This is a genomic window from Ralstonia sp. 22086 (assembly GCF_052045975.1).
Classification (GTDB): domain Bacteria; phylum Pseudomonadota; class Gammaproteobacteria; order Burkholderiales; family Burkholderiaceae; genus Ralstonia; species Ralstonia wenshanensis.
This window is the reverse complement of the sequence record NZ_JBQEPZ010000003.1, coordinates 254,537-272,556: the sequence shown is the minus strand read 5'-3', so window position 1 is coordinate 272,556 and position 18,020 is coordinate 254,537. Positions and strand designations below refer to the sequence as shown.

Below are 18,020 nucleotides of genomic sequence, written 5' to 3'. Positions count from 1 at the left end.
AAAGGCCGGCCGAGAGAAGCTTCCCTTTGAACGGGGGTTCAATGAAGGCCACCACAGACAGCCGTTCTGTTCGCATGCGGGCTGACCTTAAGATCAGGGTCTTTCAAGGCGTCTATCCTTTACCCCGCGCGCCTCTTGATTGCCGCCTGTTCTCGACCAAGAATCGGCTGAATCGTCCTGTTGTGCCGTCGTCACCATTTTGATGAAACGTCCGTCGTTCTCTGCCCAGCTCACCATCCTTTGGGGGCTCGTTGCGATCATCCTTGCCACGCTTCTCGTGATCATCTGGGTGATGGTTCGCTCCGCGGCAGACCATCACGTGGCAAATGCAAAGCTGCAGGCCGCGACAGCGTGTGATGCCGTCGCGTCGCGCTATCGCCAATCGATACTGCCGACCGACGCCGTTGCCAGTGCCGACCTGATGCGCGGCATCCTCGACGTTGTGCTTGCCTCCGCGCCGGGCGTGGAGGGCGGCTTCTGGTCAGCGCACGCGGGCTCAAGCCCGAATGGCTTTGTCGCCTACTCGTTCCCGACCTACCAGGGCAGCGGTATCAAGCGGGACGTTCCCGAGGCAGAAATCCCGCTGATCCTCCGCGCATTACGGGCCAGCCTTCAGGGCCAGCAGCCTGCAACGGACGCTGTTGTGAATCGGCACGATGCCGTGGTCGTTGCCGCTTGCCCGGTACAGGGCCAACAAGGCGTGCTTGTCTGGACCATGACGCGAGCCCAGCCCGCGCTTGGGCAATACGGCAGAGATCTGGTGACCGGCCTTGCCATCGTACTGACCGGGATCCTGGTGATTGCGGTGGCCTTCGGGGTTGTCCTGCGTCGGTGGAAGCGCCAACTGGGGCAACTGGAAAGGGCGTTGCCGCCCCGCGGTGATGCCGCCCGCCTGCCACTGGTGGGTGAACCGGATCTGGATCGCATCGTCGAGGCCTTCAATGGGTACGTAGCGCGGGCAGAGGCGCTGCAGCACGAGACGGCCAGACTTGGGCAACGGCTGGCGCAGGCTGAGCGGTTCAGCGTGCTGGGCAAGCTGGCGGCGCAGGTCGCGCACGAGATACGCAACCCGACCGGGGCCATGCGGCTCAAGGCTGAGAATGCGCTTGCGGGTGACAGCAAGCGCCAGCAGGAAGCGCTTCGGGTCATCCTCGAACAAATCGGCAGGATCGAAGCGCAGTTGACGAGCCTGCTTGCGCTGACGCAGCCCGTCCGCCTTCATGTGCAAGACGCCGATGTGGTGCAGTGGATGGACAACGTGGTCGGGTCGCATCAGGAGCTTGCCCAGCAAAGGCGCGTGCGCCTGGTTTCAACGTGCGACGTTCGGGCGGACGGCGACGATGCGCCAAACCGGCCGGCCCGGTTCGATCAGGAACAAATGCGCCGCGCGCTCGACAACCTGCTCATCAATGCCATCCGGCATGCAGGCGATGGTGGCGAGGTAACGGCGCTTGCTACACGCACCCTTGTTGGCAGCCGCGCTTATCTCAGGCTTACCGTATCGGATACCGGCCCCGGTGTGCCGCCTGAACAGCGCGCGCACATCTTCGAGCCCTTTGTGACTGGCCGCGTCGAGGGTTCCGGACTCGGCCTCGCCGTGGTCAGCGAGGTTGCGGCTGCCCATGGGGGCCGGGCGTGGCTGGACGAAACCGCGGATACCACCTCATTCGTAATGGAAGTGCCATGGCAACCATCCTCATAGTCGATGACGACGATGCGTTTCGAGAGGGCTTGGCCGAAACCCTGACCGATCTCGGACACCGCGTGGTCGAAGCCGCATCGGGACAGGCCGTATTGCAGATGCTTGGCGACGGGCAGCCCGCCGATTGCGTGTTCCTCGATTTCCGTCTGCCCGATCTGAATGGCCTGGACGTGCTTGAGCGCCTGCGCGAAGAACCGGCGCTGAAAGCCATTCCGGTCGTCATGCTCACGGCATACGCCAGTTGCGACAACACCATCGGCGCCATGCGCCTGGGTGCCTTCGAGCATCTGACGAAACCGGTTGGGCGTCGCGACATTGCGGTGCTGCTGGAGCGTGTCTTCTCGGCCAACCAGCCGCGCACCTTGTCTTCTGATGCCGGCACGCCGTTTCTTGACGAGTCCGAGACTGACCGGCCTCAGTTGTTGGGTATCAGCGCTGCCATGCGCACGGTACAGAAGCAACTGGGCCGGGCCGCCATGACCGACTCCACCGTGCTCATCACCGGCGAGACTGGAACGGGCAAGGAGGTGGCGGCGCGGGTGCTGCACGCCTCGTCAAATCGGCGGGCCGGGCCGTTCGTTGCCGTCAACTGCGCTGCCATACCGCATGACCTGCTTGAGAGCGAGCTGTTCGGGCATCGCAAGGGTGCATTCACGGGTGCCACCACCGACCGCGTCGGAAGGCTCGTTGCGGCCAACGGCGGTACGTTGCTGCTCGACGAAGTGGGTGACATGCCCACCGCAATGCAGGCCAAGCTCCTGCGCACGCTGCAGGAACGTCACGTAACGCCGCTGGGCACGAACCGGACCATACAGATCGACGTGCGGGTGGTGGCTGCCACGCACCGTGATCTCGACGCCATGGTGGCGGCGGGACAGTTCCGTCAGGACCTGCACTATCGGCTCAATGTCGTGGCGCTGCATTTGCCGCCCCTGCGCGAGCGCGTGGCCGATATCGTCCCGCTGGCTGAATATTTTCTGGCTTCGGCCGTGCGCGCGACGGGGCGCCCGATGCATCTTTGCGCTGAGGTGCAGCGCATGCTGGTCGAGCACGCATGGCACGGTAACGTGCGTGAGCTGAAGAACGCCATGGAGCGCGTCTGTTCGCTGGCACCCGGGCCCACCATCACCGCCGATGATCTATCGTTTTTGCGCAGGCCCACTGCGGCGCAGGAGCGGACGGTGCCATCCGAGCTTATCGAACTCCCACTCGCCGAAGCCGTTGAGCGCGTCGAGCGCGCCGTCATCACCCGTGCGCTCGCGCAGGCGAATGGCAACCGAGCCGATGCTGCGCGCCGGCTTGGCATCAGCCGGCAGTCTCTCTACACAAAGATGGCGGCGCTCGGGCTGAGTTAAGCCGTCAAGAAATCAGACACCCGGTGTCCACCAAGCGGACATCTCCGGGCGGTATGCCCGCACCGGGGCCTTGTCGCATCAAGGTTTCCAGGATGGCATAGCGCTTGCAATTCACTCCACGCCCTGCGATGGGAGTGAACCATGCCGCGCACCGAGCCCATCTTTGCAGCACGACATACCGCGCATCCACCCGAGCGTGCTTCGCGACGCGTCTGCTGTGCCGTGCCCGTCGGCCTTGCCCCTCCCATAGCACCTGTCTTGTGGAGGCAGGCGTAGCCAATACGACACCGTTCTCTCCCCAATCGCTTCCGGTGTGGCCTGCAGCACGGCGCAAGTTCATGGCCGTTTTCCGACGTCACTTTGAGAGAAGCACGACTGATGCATCCGATTGACCCAGCACGCCCGGCAGAAGCACAAGGCACTGTCACGCAATTCCTGATGAACGAACACGGCGACCCGGACGGCTTCATTCTCGACAAAATCTGGCAGGTGTATTTTTCACCGCGCATGTCGGCAAGCGTTGCGGCGCATGTCACGCAAGGCGACACCGTGCGCGTGCAAGGCGCCGCGCCACTCAGGACCGACGTCATGTCGGTGTTTGCGATTGAAGCCGAAGACGGCGAGACCATCGTCGATATGGGACCCGGGCGCAATCGGAGTCACGGTAGCGAGCGGGACGTGCAAAAGGTGCCGGTTGATTTGATCGGCACGGTGGTGCTGCCGCTCTATGGCCCCAAGGGCGAGCCATGCGGTGTGCTGTTGGGGGGCGGCACTTCGCTGCGCATGGCAGTGTGCGCCGCGCAGGAACTGGCGAGGTATCTCGCGCCTGGCACACGCGTGCATGCGTGGGGGGAGCTCGTCTCGAGCGAGTTGGCCAGCACGCTCGATGTGGCCACCATTGCGTTGGTCAGCGATGGCGTTGGGCACCCGTCTGCGCGGGCTGGCCGGGAGAACGCTGCTCGATGACGATGCACGCCTTCACAGCCGGAGCCAAGACCAAGCCAGAGCCGCACGCCAGCCGCACACCGTCCGCACGCAGCCTTCGGGGCCTTGACGCGCTCAGCTTCCTGATGGCCGATGTCCGGGACGGCGTCGGACCTTTTCTTGCGGTATTCCTGAAGGGGACGCAGCACTGGTCTTCGGCGGATATCGGTCTTGTCGTCGGTGCAAGCGGGCTCGCCGGCGCGATCGCCCAGATACCAGCGGGCATGCTGGTAGACACCGTTCGGGCCAAGCGTGCCGTGATTGCCATTTCGGCCGGTGTAATCGGCCTGGGTTGCATGCTGATCGCATGGTCGCCCACGTGGGCCGTCATCTTTTGCACGCAGATTGCACTGGCGCTCGTCTCGGCGGTCATCGGGCCGTGCCTTGCCTCGTTGAGCCTGGGGATCGTCGGGCACCGCCGGCTGCCTGCGCGCGTGAGCCGCAACGAGGTCTTCAATCACGCCGGCAATTTCAGCGGCGCGATCCTGGCCGCAAGCGTCACGCACTACGCGGGCACGCTGTGGCTCTTCTACATCGTCTGCGCCTTCTCTGTGGCAAGCGCGTTTGCGGCGGCGCTCATACGGCCAGCCGACGTTGATTATGAAATCGCACGCGGCGGTGAAATGCTGCACGCGGAAAGCAGGGCCGGGAAACCGCAGCCGATCCTGGATGTGTTCAAACGGCGCGATCTGCTGGCGCTGCTCGCCACAGTCGTACTGTTCCATTTCGGCAATGCAGCCATGCTGCCGCTTGCAGGGCAAATGATCGCCGTAGAAGCGCCGCACAAGGGCGTGCAGTGGCTCGGCGCATGCGTGATTGCGGCACAGCTCGTGATGGTCGTGGTGGCGGCAGCTGTCGGACGCGCAATCAAAGCCGGTGTCGGACGGAAGAAGCTGTTTCTCATCGCGCTGGTGGTGTTGCCAGTGCGGGGCGTTCTGTTTGCACTGACGAGCAGCCCATACGCCGTCATAGCAATCCAGCTTCTGGATGGCGTGAGTGCCGGCATTTTCGGCGTTGTGATCACGGTCATGCTGTCCGACATGATGCGCGGCACAGGGCGCTTCAACTTTGCGCAAGGCACCGTTTCGCTAGTCGTGGGCATTGGCGCAGCACTCAGCAATCTCACCGGCGGCCTGCTGGTGGACCGCTTTGGCTTTGCCGCCGCGTTCCTCGCACTCTCAATCGTGGCCGGTGCGGCCATCTTCGTCTTTGCGGTCTTCATGCCTGAGCGCTCATCGGGCGAAGAGGCCGCGCAAGTCGCGCACTCGGGCGCGTGATTCTGCAGTGAAACCAGGAGCGAAACGGCAGCACAACGCAAGGCAGTGCAATGCAGTTTGAACGGCACGAGCCGTACCGTGATTTGAGTAAAACGTCTTCAGAGAAAGACTTGTTATCTGGAAAAGGGGAGCAGCATGAAGGTCAAGACACAACTATTTTCCGCGTTCGCGGCACTCGCAGCTCTGGTGGCAATCATGGCTGGCATGGCGTGCTATCAGTTGAACGCACTGAGCACGAAGTTCGGGGATTTTGAAACCGGGCTTTACCTACGGTCGAAGCTGGTGGCCGAGGTGCAGGTGGATGTCGAGCAGCGGGCCGTGGCCGCCCGCAACCTCGTGCTGGCAGACACCGAAGCGGGCCGGCGTGATGCGGCTGAGGCGGTTGCCAAGGCCCATGCTGGCGTGCAGGCACATCTCGCACGCCTTGAAGACGAAACCCGGAACGGACCGGATTCATCTGACGAGGCTCGCGCGTTGGTAGGTGCCATCCGTGCGGTGGAAAACAAGTACGGTCCCGTCGCGCTTGAGATCACAAGGTTGGCGCAGACGGGCCACCGCGACGATGCGATCCAGATGATCAACCGGGACTGCATCCCGCTGCTGCACGCGCTGGATAAGGCGGTGCAAGCGTACAACGCATTCGTCTCCACTCGCTCTGCTGCTGCAGTGGAGTCGGCACAGGCGTATGCGACCACAGCCATGTGGATAGCCGTGGCCGCAGGGTTGTTTGCGTTTGCGGCAGCCGGTGTGCTGGGTATTGCCATTGCACGCAGCGTGTTGGGCGCACTCGGGGCGGAGCCCTCAAGTCTGGCAGCCATTGCCACCCGCATTGCCGCCGGCGATTTCCGCGAACAGGACGCGTTCAGGATCGCGCCCAGTGGCAGCGTGCTGTCTTCAATGAAGCAGATCTGCCAGGGCCTGGGGGTGCTCATCGGCCGTGTGGGCGATGTGGCGCAGTCGGTTTCTGCCGGCTCCAGCCAGATCGCCAGTGGCAACGTTGATTTGTCGAGCCGCACGGAAGAACAGGCCTCTGCACTGGAAGAGGTGGCCTCCAGCGTGGAAGAGCTGACGACGACAGTGCAGCAGAACGCCGCCAATGCGCGAGAGGCTGCCACGCTGGCGGTCAATGCCTCTGACGTTGCCGAACAAGGCAGCGACGAGGTGGACAACATGGTCCAGACCATGGGCAAGATCAGCGCGGGCTCGGTGCGCATCAACGAGATCACCGCGCTTATCGAGGGGATCGCGTTCCAGACGAACATCCTCGCGCTCAACGCAGCGGTGGAGGCCGCGCGTGCCGGTGAGCAGGGGCGCGGCTTTGCGGTGGTTGCCAGCGAAGTGCGCACGCTTGCGCAGCGGTCGTCTTCTGCGGCCAAGGAAATCAAGGGGTTGATCGAATCGTCGCTTGAGCATGTGCGCGAAGGTGACGTTGCCGTGGGGCGTGCGGGGCAAACCATGCGATCCGTGACCACTGCCGTGGCTAACGTCACGCGGCTGATCGAGGACATTGCATCTGCCAGCGCCGAGCAGAGCCAGGGTATTGCCCAGATCCACACGGCCGTCTCGGAAATGGACCAGATGACGCAGCGCAATGCAGCGCTGGTGGAAGAGGCGGCAGCCGCATCGCAGGCACTGGAAGAGCAAGGCTGCCTGCTTGCGGAGTCCGTGAAGCATTTTCAGGTTGCCTAGAACACGCAGGCGCAAAGCGCGCTGGTGTTGCGCTGTGCTTTGAGGGCCGACCTGAATGGTGACCGTATGAAATGGAGCTGACGGCATGGTGGCCGGCGACACGCACAGAACTGACGAGGAAGGTCGAGAAGAGTTGCACGAAGACGATCGCTCTGACGGTACCCCGCTGGCCCAGATTCTGATGGGCGTTCTTGCCGTCGCCGTCTTTGCCGCCGTGATGTTCGATGTGATGAATGCGGACGGTTATCTGGCGGCCTGGTACACCGATGTCACGGGCTACAAATGGCCTTGGTCAGGCCGATGCCTGCTCTTGCCGTGCTAGCACCGCCAGGCCAGTTGGCACCGTACGCGGTGCGAGGGGCGGCCCGTAGGCTCACGGCAGCGATATTGGGGCGTCGACGAGAAAGAGGAAGGAGGAAATGATGCGGGGATGGCGGATTCAACACTTCTATGGCTGTGCGATACACGTGCTGGTTGTGCCGGGCAGTAGAGGGCGGCTCGGTTATTCATACACCGGCTTCGTCTGCACACGCGAGAATGAGGCAATGATCTATCCGCGCCTGGAGCGTTTTCATAACGCCTCGGCGGAGTTCGATTCAGCCGATGCTGCCGTTGCGGCGGCGGTGGGGCAAGGAAAAGCCATTGCTGCACGCTTGCTTGCCTTGCGCGGAGAGGAAAACGCTCCGTGTTTCACGGCCAGTATGCTGGCGCCTCCTACCTTCCCGCGTGGGGAGCCACGCTAACGGGTGATCGCCGGGCACCCAAACCAAAGACCAACCCATAGCCCCACAACATCCCCCCTAACAACTCCGCATTTGCCGAACCACCGCCGGGCTCCTTAAGCTGCACCCGACATTCCAAAACGTGCAGCTTCTTCATGCAAATAGCAGTAGTCGGCGCCGGCATCATCGGCATCAGCACGGCCCATGCGCTGGCCCAGGAAGGCCATCAGGTCACCCTGGTCGAGCGCCATCCGGGCCCGGGCGAGGGCACCAGTTACGCCAACGGCGGCCAGTTGAGCTACAGCTATGTGGCGCCGCTGGCCGGCCCCGGCGTGCTTTCGCATGTGCCGGGCTGGCTGCTGCGCCGTGATTCGCCGCTGCGCCTGAAGCCGTCGCTGGATCCGGCGTTGCTGCGCTGGGGGCTGCGCTTTATCGCGGCCTGCAATCGCGACCGTGCCGATCGCACCACGCGCGAGCTGCTCGCGTTGTCGTTCTACAGCCGCGCCCGCATGGAGGCGCTGCGGGAGGCGCTGCCGGATCTGGCGTTCAGCTTTGCGCGTCGCGGCAAGCTGGTGGTGCATCGCGAGGCTGCGGCGTTTGAATCTGCCCGCGCCCAGGTCGGCTATCAGGCCACGCTCGGCTGCGAGCAGCATGCGTTGTCCGCCGATGAGGCTGTCGCCCACGAGCCCGCGCTTGCCGGCGTACGCGACCAGATCGTCGGCGCCATCTACACGCCCGACGAAGACGTGGCGGATTGCCATCAACTCTGCGTCGGCTTGTTCGACAGGTTGCGCGCGATGCCGAACGTGACGCTGCGCTTCAATACCGGCGTGGATGCGTTGTGGACAGAAGGCCGCCGTGTGCGTGGTCTCAAACTGGCCGATGGCGAACAGGTTGCCGCCGATGCGGTGGTGATGGCAGCGGGCGTGACCAGCGCCAAGCTGCTTAGCCCATTGCGCATCGACCCAGGCCTGTATCCGCTGAAGGGTTACAGCATCAGCCTGCCGCTGGAGGCGGACGATGTTGCCCCGGTGATCAGCGTGACGGATGCGGCGCGCAAGATCGTCTATGCCCGCATCGGCCAGACGCTGCGTGTGGCGGGCATGGCTGACTTGGTGGGCTGGTCAACGGCGCTGGACACGCGCCGTGCGCAGACGCTGTATGACGAAACGCGCGCGCTGTTTCCGGGTGCCATGCGCGCCAATGACGCGGGTGCCGATGCTGCCCCCTGGGCCGGCATGCGGCCCGCAACGCCAACAGGCGTGCCGGTGGTGGGCCCATCGCCGGTGCAAGGGTTGTGGTTGAACGTGGGCCACGGCGCGCTGGGCTTTACGCTGGCGCTGGGAAGTGCAGGCTTGTTGGCCGATCTGATTGCGGGCCGCAAGCCCGCGATTTCCCCAGTGCCGTACGCGCTTGCCGCGTGACACAAGAACGAGATTCAAAAGACCGAGCGCGCAGGCCCGATGATGCGTATCTGGCCCGAGCCCATTGGTAACCCAAGTAGTCTGGAGCGAACACACCCATAGGAGGGGAAGCATGAAGACCTTGCATTCGACCAAACGTATTCTGTGTGGCCTGACGCTAGCTGCGGCCGGCGCACTGGCAGTGCTGTCGACCGGCGCGCAGGCGCAGTCGACCGACACGCTGACCAAGATCAAGCAGTCGGGCGTGATTTCGGTGGGCTATCGCGAGTCGTCGATTCCGTTCTCGTATCAGGCTGACGCGAACACCATCACCGGCTATTCGCAAGAGATCTCCAACATGATCGTCGCGGGCGTGGAAAAGACGGTGGGCAAGAAGCTGCAGGTCAAGCTCACGCCGATTACGTCGCAGAACCGCATCTCGCTGCTGCAGAACGGCACGATCGACTTCGAGTGCGGCTCGACCACCAACAACCTCGAGCGCCAGAAGCAGGTGGCGTTCTCCAACAACATCTTCATCTACGGCATGCTGATGCTGGTGAAGAAGGATTCGGGCATCAAGGATTTCCCGGACCTGAAGGGCAAGACCGTGGTCACCACCGCCGGCACGACCGAAGACCGCATCCTGCAGAAGATGAACGGTGAGGCCAAGGATGCCGACAAGATGAACCTGATCCTCGCGAAGGATCATGGTCAGGCGTTCCTGACGCTGGAATCGGGCCGCGCCGTGGCGTTCGTGATGGACGAGCCGCTGCTGTATGGCGAGCGCACCAAGGCCAAGAACCAGGCTGACTGGGTTGTCACAGGCAAGCCGCTGCAGACCGAGACGTACGCTTGCATGATGCGCAAGGACGATCCGGCGTTCAAGAAAGTGGCTGACGACGTGATCGCCGACCTGATGAAGTCGGGCAAGGCGAACGATCTGTACAAGAAGTGGTTCCTGTCGCCGATTCCGCCGAAGGGCCTGAACCTGAACTACCCGATGACGGCCGGCATGAAGGAGCTGTACGCACACCCGAACGACAAGGCCATTCAGTAAGCGGCGTCATCGCGCATGCAAAGCAAACGGGGGACTGTGTCCCCCGTTTTTGTTTGCTCGCTGCCTGAGGGTTCAGGCCGGTTCGCTCCAGGGCGAGCGGATGTCAGCCAGGAAGCGTTGTGCGCGCGGGTGTTGCGGGCGCTGGAAGAAATCTTCCGGTGTGGCGCGCTCCAGCACCTGGCCCTGGTCCATGAACAGGACGCGGTCTGCCACCTCGCGTGCAAAGCCCATTTCGTGCGTGACGCACACCATGGTCATGCCGTCGCGGGCGAGGTCCTTCATGACCAGCAGCACTTCGTTCACCATCTCCGGGTCCAGCGCGGACGTCGGCTCGTCAAACAGCATGACGGGCGGCTTCATGGCCAGGGCGCGCGCGATGGCCACGCGCTGCTGCTGCCCGCCCGACAGCTCACCAGGGTAGGCGCCGGCCTTGTGCGGCAGGCCCACGCGTTCGAGCAGACTCATTGCAAAATCCTTGGCCTCCTGCGGCTGCATGCGCTTGAGTTGCACCGGCGCGAGCGTGCAGTTCTGCATGACGGTCAGGTGCGGAAACAGGTTGAACTGCTGGAACACGAAGCCGATGCCGCTGCGCAGTTGGTTGACGTCCACGCCTGGCGCATGCACCTCGTGGCCGTTCACGACGATGCGGCCTTTCTGAATGGCTTCGAGCCGGTTCAGCGTGCGAATGAGCGTCGACTTGCCCGAGCCCGACGGCCCGCACACCACCACCACTTCACCCTTGGCAACGGTTTCGTTGATGTCGACCAGCGCGTGGTAATCGCCGTACCACTTGTCGACGTGTTCGATCGTGATCATGTTCATGGTTTGGACGGAGCGCGTGCCGCGAGGCGGCGCTCCAGATAGAACGCCACGCGCGTGAGGCTAAAGCACATGATGAAGTAGCTGATGCCGAGCAGGCCGTACACCTCGGCGGATTTGACCATCACGGCGGTGCTGATCTGCCCCGCCACGAACGACACCTCGGGCAGGCTGATGATGTAACCGAGCGAGGTTTCCTTGATGGTCGAGACAAGCTGGTTGACCAGCGACGGCAGCATGTTGCGCAGCGCCTGCGGCAGGATCACCCGGCGCATGGCCTGCATGTACGACAGGCCGAGCGAGCGGGCGCTCTCCATCTGCCCGCGCGGCAACGCCTGGATGCCTGCGCGCACGATCTCCGCCAGATAGGCGCCGTCGAAAATCACCAGCGCGGTCAGCATGGTGCTGAACTGGTCGGTGCGCTGGCCGGTGACGGATGGCAGCAGGAAGTACGCCCAGAAGATCACCATCAGCAGCGGCGTGCCGCGCACGATATAGACGAGCGCCGTGGCCGGCCAGCGCAGCGCGGCAATCGGGCTCACGCGGCACAGGCCCAGGATGATGCCCATCGGCAGCGCCAGCACGAGGCCGGCAGACGCCAGCAGGAACGTCAGCGCCAACCCGCCCAGCGGCCCGTTCGGGTATTGGCCGATCAGGTAATAGATACCGTAGGTTTGAATGAGATCGAGCATGGCTACAGCGTCCGGACGGGGTAGCGATGCTGATACCAGGCCGAGAACACCGTGATCGCAATCGAGATGGTCAGATAGGCGGCAGTGGCAAACGCAAACGCCTCAAAGCCGCGAAAGGTGGCGGACTCCACCTGCTGCGCCTGGTACATCAATTCGGCCACGCCGATGACCATGGCGATGCTGGAGTTCTTCCACAGGTTCAACGTTTGGCTGACCAGCGGCGGTACCGTCACGCGCAGCGATTGCGGCAGCACCACCAAGCGCATGGCCTGTAGGAACGAGAGCCCGAGCGCGCGGCTGGCTTCAAGCTGTTCCTTCGGGATCGAGCGGATGCCGCTGCGGATGTCCTCCGCCATGTACGCGGCCGTATAGAGCACGAGCGCAATGACCGCGCTCGCGGCCTCGTAGTTCATGCTGTAGAGCCAATCCCGGATGAACTCCGGCAGGATCTGCGGCGCGCCGAAATACCAGAACAGCATGTGGGCGAGCAGCGGCACGTTGCGGATGGCTTCGACGAACGTCTGGCCGATGCCGCGCAGTGGTGCGGCGGGCGACAGGCGCAGCAGCGCGACCACGATGGCAAGCGGAAGGGCCAGCACGAAGGCCAGCACGGAGAGCTTGATCGACAGGAAGAAACCGCTGACAAGCCACTGGTGATACTGCCCAGAGAGCAGCATCGACAAATCAAAATGGGGCATGGAGATTCACCGCCCAGAACGGCGTCTGGGCGGCCCGACCTTTAACGATTAATCGATCTTGTCGGTGGAAATCTTGAAGGTACGCTGCGGGAAGGCCATCTTTGTATTCGGGCCGAACCACTTGTCGAACAGCTTCTGCGCCTCGCCGCTCTTTTCCATGCCGAGCAGCACGTCGTCGACCTGCTTCTTGAAGGCCGGCTCGCCCTTGCGGATGCCCAGTGCGAGGTGTTCTGTCGACAGGTTTTGCGGCAGGAGCGCGTAGTCCTTCGCTGCCGGGCCCATCTTGGCCATGTTGCCGATCAGCGTGGTTTCGTCGTTCACGTAGGCGACGCCCTTGCCTTGCTGCAGGGCCAGCAGCGCCTGCGGGCTGTTGTCGAACGAGACCACATCGGCGTTCTTGATGGTCTTGGCAATGTTGGCTTCCATGGTCGAGCCCTTGACCGTCAGGAGCTTCTTGCCATCAAGCTGGGCGAGCGACGTGATGCCGCTGCTCTTCTTCACCATGGCCTTCTGGCCGGTGATGAACGTCGACACCGAGAAGTCGATTTGCGCCTCGCGCTCCTTGTTGTGCGTGAGCGAGGCGGCCAGCAGGTCGACGCGGCCTTGCTGCAGTTCGGGCAGGCGGGCGGCCACGGCCAACTGCTTGAGCACGGGCTTCACCCCCAGACTCTTGGCAATGGCGTCGCACATATCGACGTCGTAGCCGACGATCTCGCGGCTCATCGGGTCTTTCAGGAAGCTGAACGGCTCGTCGGTGCCGAGCACGCCGCAGACAAGCTCGCCCTTCTTCTTGATGTCGGAAACTTGATCAGCGTGCGCAGTGGCGGCGACCAGGGTTGCCGCAGCCAGGATGGCGGCACCTGCAAATTGCGTCAGACGTCGGTTTGTTTTCATCGGATTTCCTCCTTGACGACTTGGGTGGTGAACAGTGTGCGATTCGAGATCGAATCGAGGATCGCCCGCGAGCATACCGGCGTATGCGCGATTTGCATGCGCGGACTTCGGATAACCATATGACGGCGAGCGGAACGCCCAACTATAGTCCATGCCGACGGGGCGCAGATGGCGGTTGGCAGGCAGGGCGGGGTGCAGTGCACAGGCGGGATATTCGGGTTGTGGGGTTGCATGCGTGCAGCCAGGTAAGGCTGGCGCAGCAAGGCAGAGGCCCGGCACATGTTGGATCAAATGAGACTTTGTCTGCCATTAATGACATGGCCGCCGACTGCGCTCCATCAGGGGATTCCCGGGGCGGAGCGTGGACTTAGAGGGTGCCGCAGATCGATTCGTTGATGGGCACGTCGCCGACGGTCTCATGGTCGTTGCCGCGATAGCGGTAGACCAGGCTCAGGCCCAGGCGCGTGAGGATGCGAACGTCGCCGTTGTTGCAGATGTTCTTCTGCAGGATCGGCACGAAATTCAGCCGAAAGCCTTGCGATGCGGCCGAGTGCGCCGCGTAGTTGGTTAGCGTGATGACGAAGACGAGGTTCTTCTTCTGCGCCAGCGAGCATTGCGCCAGCGAGGTTTCGCGGTCGAGCGGGACGGGGGTGAAGCGGTTGATTTCAGCGCAGGCCTGAGCGAGGGCACGGTCTGCGTTGCGCGCGGGGCCCGTGAGGGCCGGCACGCCGGCGGCGGCCGTGCTGCGACCTGTGGCGGCGCCCACCAGCATGCGGGCCAGCGGCGTCAATTCCTGCATGGCCGTCGCCAGCGTGGTCGATTGGGCCCACACAGGGCTGGACAGCAACGGCAGGGCAAGCGCCAGGACGCACGAAGCATGCGCCCGGCGTTGGCGGCCTTTCACATCCAGACCGGTGTGAATGGCGGTGTGTTGAGTCACAGACATCCTCTTTGCCCACGGAGCCACAATTTTATTGAAAAAACTGTCGGGATGCGAGGCGCGCAGCGCACTGGGCGCTGCTGCCTTTAACTCAGGTCAGGTCCGCACCCGCACCATGGCAGAAATACGCTCGGCCGCCTGCTGCAGCGGACCGAGAAACTGCTTCGTCATCTGTTTGCCGGAAGTCCGGTTGGCCTGTCCGCTGATATTCATGGCGGCGATGATATCCCCCGCGCGATTGCGGATCGGCGCCGACAGCGAAATCAGCCCTTCCTCCAGTTCCTGGTCGACCAGCGCCCAACCTTGTTGGCGCACGCCGGCTATGACCTCCTTCAGTGCGTCGACGTCTGTGATGGTGCGTTGCGTGCGCGCCCGCCGGTCCGATTCGCGCAGTGCGATGTCGAGCTGATCCTCGGGCAGGCCTGACAGCAGCACGCGGCCCATCGACGTACAGAACGCAGGCAGGCGGCTGCCGACCGACAGGTTCAGCGCGATGATCTTTTGCGTGGGCACGCGCAGAACGTAGACGATCTCCGTCCCGTCCAACACCGAGGCAGAGCAACTTTCGTGCACCGTCTGCACGAGCTCTTCCATCACCGGCTCGGCCAGGTTCCAGAACGGCATCGAGGTGAGGTAGGCGAATCCGAGATCAAGAATCTTGGGCGTGAGGCGGAAGAGGCGGCCTTCAAAGCTGACATAACCCAGGCTGACCAGCGTGAGCAGGATGCGGCGGGCGCCGGCGCGGGTCAGGCCCGTGGCCTCGGCGACTTCGGAGAGCGTCTGCTCCGGGCGTTCGGCATTGAACGCGCGAATGACGGACAGCCCCCGCGCAAAGGACTGGACATAGGAATCGCTGGGTTTTTCGGTGGACAGTTCGGCAGCAGACATGCAAAGAAAGACAAAAGCGGTGCAGTGGCCTCAAGACTACTGGCATTGCCCCGGTTTCGCTACTCGAACGTCTGATCGGCATGCGTACGCCTTGACACGCTCGGGAAGGGAGGCGTAGATTAGTTCTTGGATCGAACGCGAGTTCGCATATCGAACAAAAGAGGGAAGGCAAGCGTGGGCCGGACAGCAAAGGCCTGTGTCGATCCAATCGTCAAACAGGAGACTCGCAGGCCGCCCGGTTGCGGTTTGGCCATGTCCGGCCCCCGCGATGCTCCGACCCGCGCCAGCCATCGAGAATGTGCGGGCGCCCTTGCCGGAGAATGCACGTGATCAACAAGCTTTGTCCGTCTGTGGAGGCCGCCCTGGCCGATATCCCGGACGGTGCCACCATCATGATCGGCGGGTTCGGTACCGCAGGCATGCCATCGGAACTCATCGACGGGCTCATCGCGCATGGCGCGCGTGAGCTGACCATCATCAACAACAACGCCGGCAATGGCGAGACGGGCCTGGCCGCGCTGCTCAAGGCGCGCCGCGTGCGCAAGATCGTCTGCTCGTTCCCGCGCCAAGCCGATTCGTATGTGTTCGATGCGCTGTATCGCGCCGGCGAAATCGAACTGGAACTGGTGCCGCAAGGCAACCTGGCCGAGCGCATCCGCGCCGCAGGTGCCGGCATTGGCGGCTTCTTCTGCCCGACCGCCTATGGCACGCAATTGGCCGAAGGCAAGGAAACGCGCATCATCGACGGCAAGCCGTACGTGCTCGAGTTGCCGCTGACTGCCGACTACGCCCTCATCAAGGCCCTGCGCGCAGACCGCTGGGGCAACCTCGTTTATCGCAAGACGGCACGCAACTTCGGGCCGGTGATGGCGATGGCGGCCAAGTGCACCATCGCGCAGGTCAGTGAGACGGTGGAGCTTGGCGAGCTGGACCCGGAGCACATCGTTACGCCGGGCATTTTTGTGCAGCGTGTCGTGCAACTCGGCAACGCAGCGCAATCCAAGGAGGCCGCATGAGCGCCGAAACCACCGCCAAGATTCAACGCTGGACGCGCGATCAAATCGCTACGCGTGTGGCGCATGACATTCCCGATGGCTCCGTCGTCAACCTGGGCATCGGCTTGCCGACGCTGGTGGCGAACCAGCTGCCGGCCGACCGCGAAATCATCCTGCACACCGAGAACGGCCTGCTGGGCATGGGCCCCGCGCCCGCGCCTGGGCAAGAAGACGAAGACCTGATCAACGCCGGCAAGCAGCCGGTCACCATCAAGCCCGGTGCCTCGTTCTTCCATCACGCCGATTCGTTTGCCATGATGCGGGGCGGCCATCTCGACTATTGCGTGCTCGGCGCCTTCCAGGTATCGGCCACGGGCGACCTCGCCAACTGGCACACCGGTGCACCCGACGCCATTCCTGCCGTGGGCGGCGCGATGGACCTCGCTATTGGCGCCAAGCGCGTCTTCGTCATGATGGAGCACCAGACCAAGCAGGGCGACAGCAAGATCGTGCCGTCGTGCACGTACCCGCTGACGGGCATCGGCTGTGTCGATACCATCTACACCGACCTTGCCGTGATCGACATCACGCCCGATGGCCTGGTGGTGCGCGAGATGGCCGACGGCCTCGATTTCGATACGCTGCAGACGATGACGGCGGCGCCGTTGCGTCGTGCCTAGAACCATTGGAGACAGAACAACATGACCGAAGCCTTTATCTGCGACGCCATCCGGACCCCCATCGGCCGATACGGCGGCAGCCTGTCCGCCGTGCGTGCGGATGACCTGGGTGCCGTGCCGCTCAAGGCGCTGATGGCGCGCAACCCGCAGGTCGACTGGTCGGCCATCGACGACGTGATCTTCGGCTGCGCCAATCAGGCGGGCGAAGACAACCGCAACGTGGCGCGCATGTCGTCGCTGCTGGCCGGGTTGCCCGACAGCGTGCCGGGCTCGACCATCAACCGCCTGTGCGGCTCCGGCATGGACGCGACCGGCACCGCTGCGCGCGCCATCCGCTCGGGTGAAACCGCGTTGATGATCGCAGGCGGTGTGGAAAGCATGAGCCGTGCGCCGTTCGTGATGGGCAAGGCGGCGAGTGCCTTCTCGCGCGATGCTGCCATCTACGACACCACCATCGGCTGGCGCTTCATCAACCCGCTGATGAAGGCGCAATACGGTGTCGACTCGATGCCCGAAACCGCCGAGAACGTCGCCACCGACTACAAGGTCAACCGCGAAGACCAAGACCGCTTCGCGCTGCGCAGCCAGGCCAACGCCGCACGTGCGCAGGAAGATGGCACGCTCGCGCACGAAATCACGCCTGTGACGATTCCGCAGAAGAAGGGCGATGCCATCGTGGTGGACCGCGATGAGCACCCGCGTGCGACCAGCATGGAAGCGCTCGCCAAGCTCAAGGGCGTGGTGCGTCCGGACGGCACGGTGACGGCCGGCAATGCGTCGGGCGTGAACGATGGCGCCTGCGCGCTGCTCCTCGCCAACGAAGAATCTGCTAAGCGTTTTGGCCTGACTCCGCGTGCCCGCATTGTCGGCATGGCCACGGCTGGTGTGCCGCCGCGCGTGATGGGCATCGGCCCGGCACCGGCGTCGCAGAAGCTGCTCAAGCAACTGGGACTGACGATCGATCAGATGGATGTGATCGAGCTGAACGAGGCGTTTGCCGCGCAGGGTTTGGCGGTGACGCGTCAACTGGGCCTGCGTGACGACGATCCGCGCGTCAACCCGAACGGCGGTGCCATCGCACTGGGCCACCCGCTTGGCATGAGCGGCGCGCGCCTGGTGACGACGGCGATGTATCAGCTGCAACGCACGGGCGGACGCTATGCGCTGTGCACGATGTGCATCGGCGTGGGGCAGGGCATTGCCCTGGTGATCGAACGCGTTTGAG

At 63.6% G+C, this 18,020-nt stretch carries 17 protein-coding genes; 11 read left to right on the top strand and 6 right to left on the bottom strand.

The window, feature by feature from the left end:
• Window positions 1-202: 202 nt before the first annotated feature.
• From ACTJK6_RS14420 to ACTJK6_RS14385, 8 genes are all read left to right on the top strand, one after another.
• Window positions 203-1,702: a sensor histidine kinase gene (locus ACTJK6_RS14420; RefSeq protein ID WP_440839623.1), complete on the top strand. Its 1,500-nt coding sequence runs from the start codon at window positions 203-205 to the stop codon at window positions 1,700-1,702.
• Entirely contained in the window at window positions 1,684-3,057 is a 1,374-nt protein-coding gene (locus ACTJK6_RS14415; RefSeq protein WP_414560881.1) for a sigma-54-dependent transcriptional regulator, read from the top strand. The genes ACTJK6_RS14420 and ACTJK6_RS14415 overlap by 19 nt, the downstream gene beginning before the upstream one ends.
• Window positions 3,058-3,435: 378 nt before the next feature.
• Entirely contained in the window at window positions 3,436-4,023 is a 588-nt protein-coding gene (locus ACTJK6_RS14410) for a hypothetical protein (protein ID WP_440839433.1), read from the top strand.
• Window positions 4,020-5,318 carry an MFS transporter gene (locus tag ACTJK6_RS14405; protein WP_440817404.1) on the top strand — a complete coding sequence of 433 codons (1,299 nt, stop codon included), beginning with the start codon at window positions 4,020-4,022 and terminating at the stop codon, window positions 5,316-5,318. The genes ACTJK6_RS14410 and ACTJK6_RS14405 overlap by 4 nt, the downstream gene beginning before the upstream one ends.
• Before the next feature lie 135 nt (window positions 5,319-5,453).
• Entirely contained in the window at window positions 5,454-7,007 is a 1,554-nt protein-coding gene (locus ACTJK6_RS14400) for a methyl-accepting chemotaxis protein (RefSeq protein ID WP_440839432.1), read from the top strand.
• A gap of 85 nt (window positions 7,008-7,092) precedes the next feature.
• On the top strand, window positions 7,093-7,329 hold the full coding sequence (locus tag ACTJK6_RS14395) for a hypothetical protein (RefSeq protein WP_322017359.1): 237 nt from the start codon (window positions 7,093-7,095) through the stop codon (window positions 7,327-7,329).
• A 555-nt stretch (window positions 7,330-7,884) separates the two neighbouring features.
• Window positions 7,885-9,153: a D-amino acid dehydrogenase gene (locus ACTJK6_RS14390; RefSeq protein WP_440839430.1), complete on the top strand. Its 1,269-nt coding sequence runs from the start codon at window positions 7,885-7,887 to the stop codon at window positions 9,151-9,153.
• Window positions 9,154-9,265: 112 nt separating this feature from the next.
• Window positions 9,266-10,189, top strand: a complete 924-nt coding sequence (locus tag ACTJK6_RS14385; RefSeq protein WP_440839429.1) for a glutamate/aspartate ABC transporter substrate-binding protein — start codon at window positions 9,266-9,268, stop codon at window positions 10,187-10,189.
• 72 nt (window positions 10,190-10,261) lie between these two features.
• On the opposite strand, the gene ACTJK6_RS14380 is transcribed toward ACTJK6_RS14385, so the two are convergent.
• From ACTJK6_RS14380 to ACTJK6_RS14355, 6 genes are all read right to left on the bottom strand, one after another.
• Entirely contained in the window at window positions 10,262-11,011 is a 750-nt protein-coding gene (locus ACTJK6_RS14380; protein WP_316869946.1) for an amino acid ABC transporter ATP-binding protein, read from the bottom strand.
• A complete protein-coding gene (locus ACTJK6_RS14375) occupies window positions 11,008-11,700 on the bottom strand; it encodes an amino acid ABC transporter permease (RefSeq protein WP_232040661.1) in 693 nt (230 codons plus the stop codon). Before ACTJK6_RS14375 ends, ACTJK6_RS14380 begins: the two co-directional genes overlap by 4 nt.
• Window positions 11,701-11,702: 2 nt before the next feature.
• Window positions 11,703-12,398, bottom strand: coding sequence for an amino acid ABC transporter permease (locus ACTJK6_RS14370; protein ID WP_232040660.1), 696 nt, complete (start codon window positions 12,396-12,398; stop codon window positions 11,703-11,705).
• A gap of 48 nt (window positions 12,399-12,446) precedes the next feature.
• Window positions 12,447-13,292: an ABC transporter substrate-binding protein gene (locus ACTJK6_RS14365; protein WP_232040659.1), complete on the bottom strand. Its 846-nt coding sequence runs from the start codon at window positions 13,290-13,292 to the stop codon at window positions 12,447-12,449.
• Between the two features lie 367 nt (window positions 13,293-13,659).
• A complete protein-coding gene (locus ACTJK6_RS14360) occupies window positions 13,660-14,238 on the bottom strand; it encodes a hypothetical protein (protein ID WP_232040658.1) in 579 nt (192 codons plus the stop codon).
• Between the two features lie 90 nt (window positions 14,239-14,328).
• The gene (locus ACTJK6_RS14355) at window positions 14,329-15,120 is read right to left on the bottom strand and encodes an IclR family transcriptional regulator (protein ID WP_232040657.1); all 792 of its coding nucleotides are present in this window, start codon (window positions 15,118-15,120) and stop codon (window positions 14,329-14,331) included.
• A 326-nt stretch (window positions 15,121-15,446) separates the two neighbouring features.
• Here ACTJK6_RS14355 and ACTJK6_RS14350 point away from each other — a divergent pair, with 326 nt between their 5' ends.
• From ACTJK6_RS14350 to pcaF, 3 genes are read left to right on the top strand one after another with little or no spacing between them, the layout of a single operon-like run.
• Complete coding sequence (locus ACTJK6_RS14350; RefSeq protein ID WP_440839428.1) at window positions 15,447-16,136, top strand: 3-oxoacid CoA-transferase subunit A; 690 nt, start codon at window positions 15,447-15,449, stop codon at window positions 16,134-16,136.
• Window positions 16,133-16,795 (top strand): CoA transferase subunit B, encoded by a 663-nt coding sequence (locus ACTJK6_RS14345; RefSeq protein ID WP_260801929.1) that lies wholly within the window; start codon window positions 16,133-16,135, stop codon window positions 16,793-16,795. Before ACTJK6_RS14350 ends, ACTJK6_RS14345 begins: the two co-directional genes overlap by 4 nt.
• A 21-nt stretch (window positions 16,796-16,816) precedes the next feature.
• A complete protein-coding gene (gene pcaF / locus ACTJK6_RS14340) occupies window positions 16,817-18,019 on the top strand; it encodes a 3-oxoadipyl-CoA thiolase (protein WP_440839427.1) in 1,203 nt (400 codons plus the stop codon).
• Window position 18,020: the final 1 nt, after the last annotated feature.

Bases quoted from the DNA above. Each gene is read 5' to 3' on its own strand.
- ACTJK6_RS14400 (WP_440839432.1), top strand. From the start codon at position 5,454: ATGAAGGTCAAGACACAACTATTTTCCGCGTTCGCGGCACTCGCAGCT.
- ACTJK6_RS14410 (WP_440839433.1), top strand. From the start codon at position 3,436: ATGCATCCGATTGACCCAGCACGCCCGGCAGAAGCACAAGGCACTGTC.
- ACTJK6_RS14385 (WP_440839429.1), top strand. From the start codon at position 9,266: ATGAAGACCTTGCATTCGACCAAACGTATTCTGTGTGGCCTGACGCTA.
- ACTJK6_RS14345 (WP_260801929.1), top strand. From the start codon at position 16,133: ATGAGCGCCGAAACCACCGCCAAGATTCAACGCTGGACGCGCGATCAA.
- pcaF (WP_440839427.1), top strand. From the start codon at position 16,817: ATGACCGAAGCCTTTATCTGCGACGCCATCCGGACCCCCATCGGCCGA.
- ACTJK6_RS14375 (WP_232040661.1), bottom strand. From the start codon at position 11,700: ATGCTCGATCTCATTCAAACCTACGGTATCTATTACCTGATCGGCCAA.
- ACTJK6_RS14405 (WP_440817404.1), top strand. From the start codon at position 4,020: ATGACGATGCACGCCTTCACAGCCGGAGCCAAGACCAAGCCAGAGCCG.
- ACTJK6_RS14365 (WP_232040659.1), bottom strand. From the start codon at position 13,292: ATGAAAACAAACCGACGTCTGACGCAATTTGCAGGTGCCGCCATCCTG.
- ACTJK6_RS14395 (WP_322017359.1), top strand. From the start codon at position 7,093: ATGGTGGCCGGCGACACGCACAGAACTGACGAGGAAGGTCGAGAAGAG.
- ACTJK6_RS14355 (WP_232040657.1), bottom strand. From the start codon at position 15,120: ATGTCTGCTGCCGAACTGTCCACCGAAAAACCCAGCGATTCCTATGTC.
- ACTJK6_RS14360 (WP_232040658.1), bottom strand. From the start codon at position 14,238: ATGTCTGTGACTCAACACACCGCCATTCACACCGGTCTGGATGTGAAA.
- ACTJK6_RS14415 (WP_414560881.1), top strand. From the start codon at position 1,684: ATGGCAACCATCCTCATAGTCGATGACGACGATGCGTTTCGAGAGGGC.
- ACTJK6_RS14380 (WP_316869946.1), bottom strand. From the start codon at position 11,011: ATGAACATGATCACGATCGAACACGTCGACAAGTGGTACGGCGATTAC.
- ACTJK6_RS14390 (WP_440839430.1), top strand. From the start codon at position 7,885: ATGCAAATAGCAGTAGTCGGCGCCGGCATCATCGGCATCAGCACGGCC.
- ACTJK6_RS14370 (WP_232040660.1), bottom strand. From the start codon at position 12,398: ATGCCCCATTTTGATTTGTCGATGCTGCTCTCTGGGCAGTATCACCAG.
- ACTJK6_RS14420 (WP_440839623.1), top strand. From the start codon at position 203: ATGAAACGTCCGTCGTTCTCTGCCCAGCTCACCATCCTTTGGGGGCTC.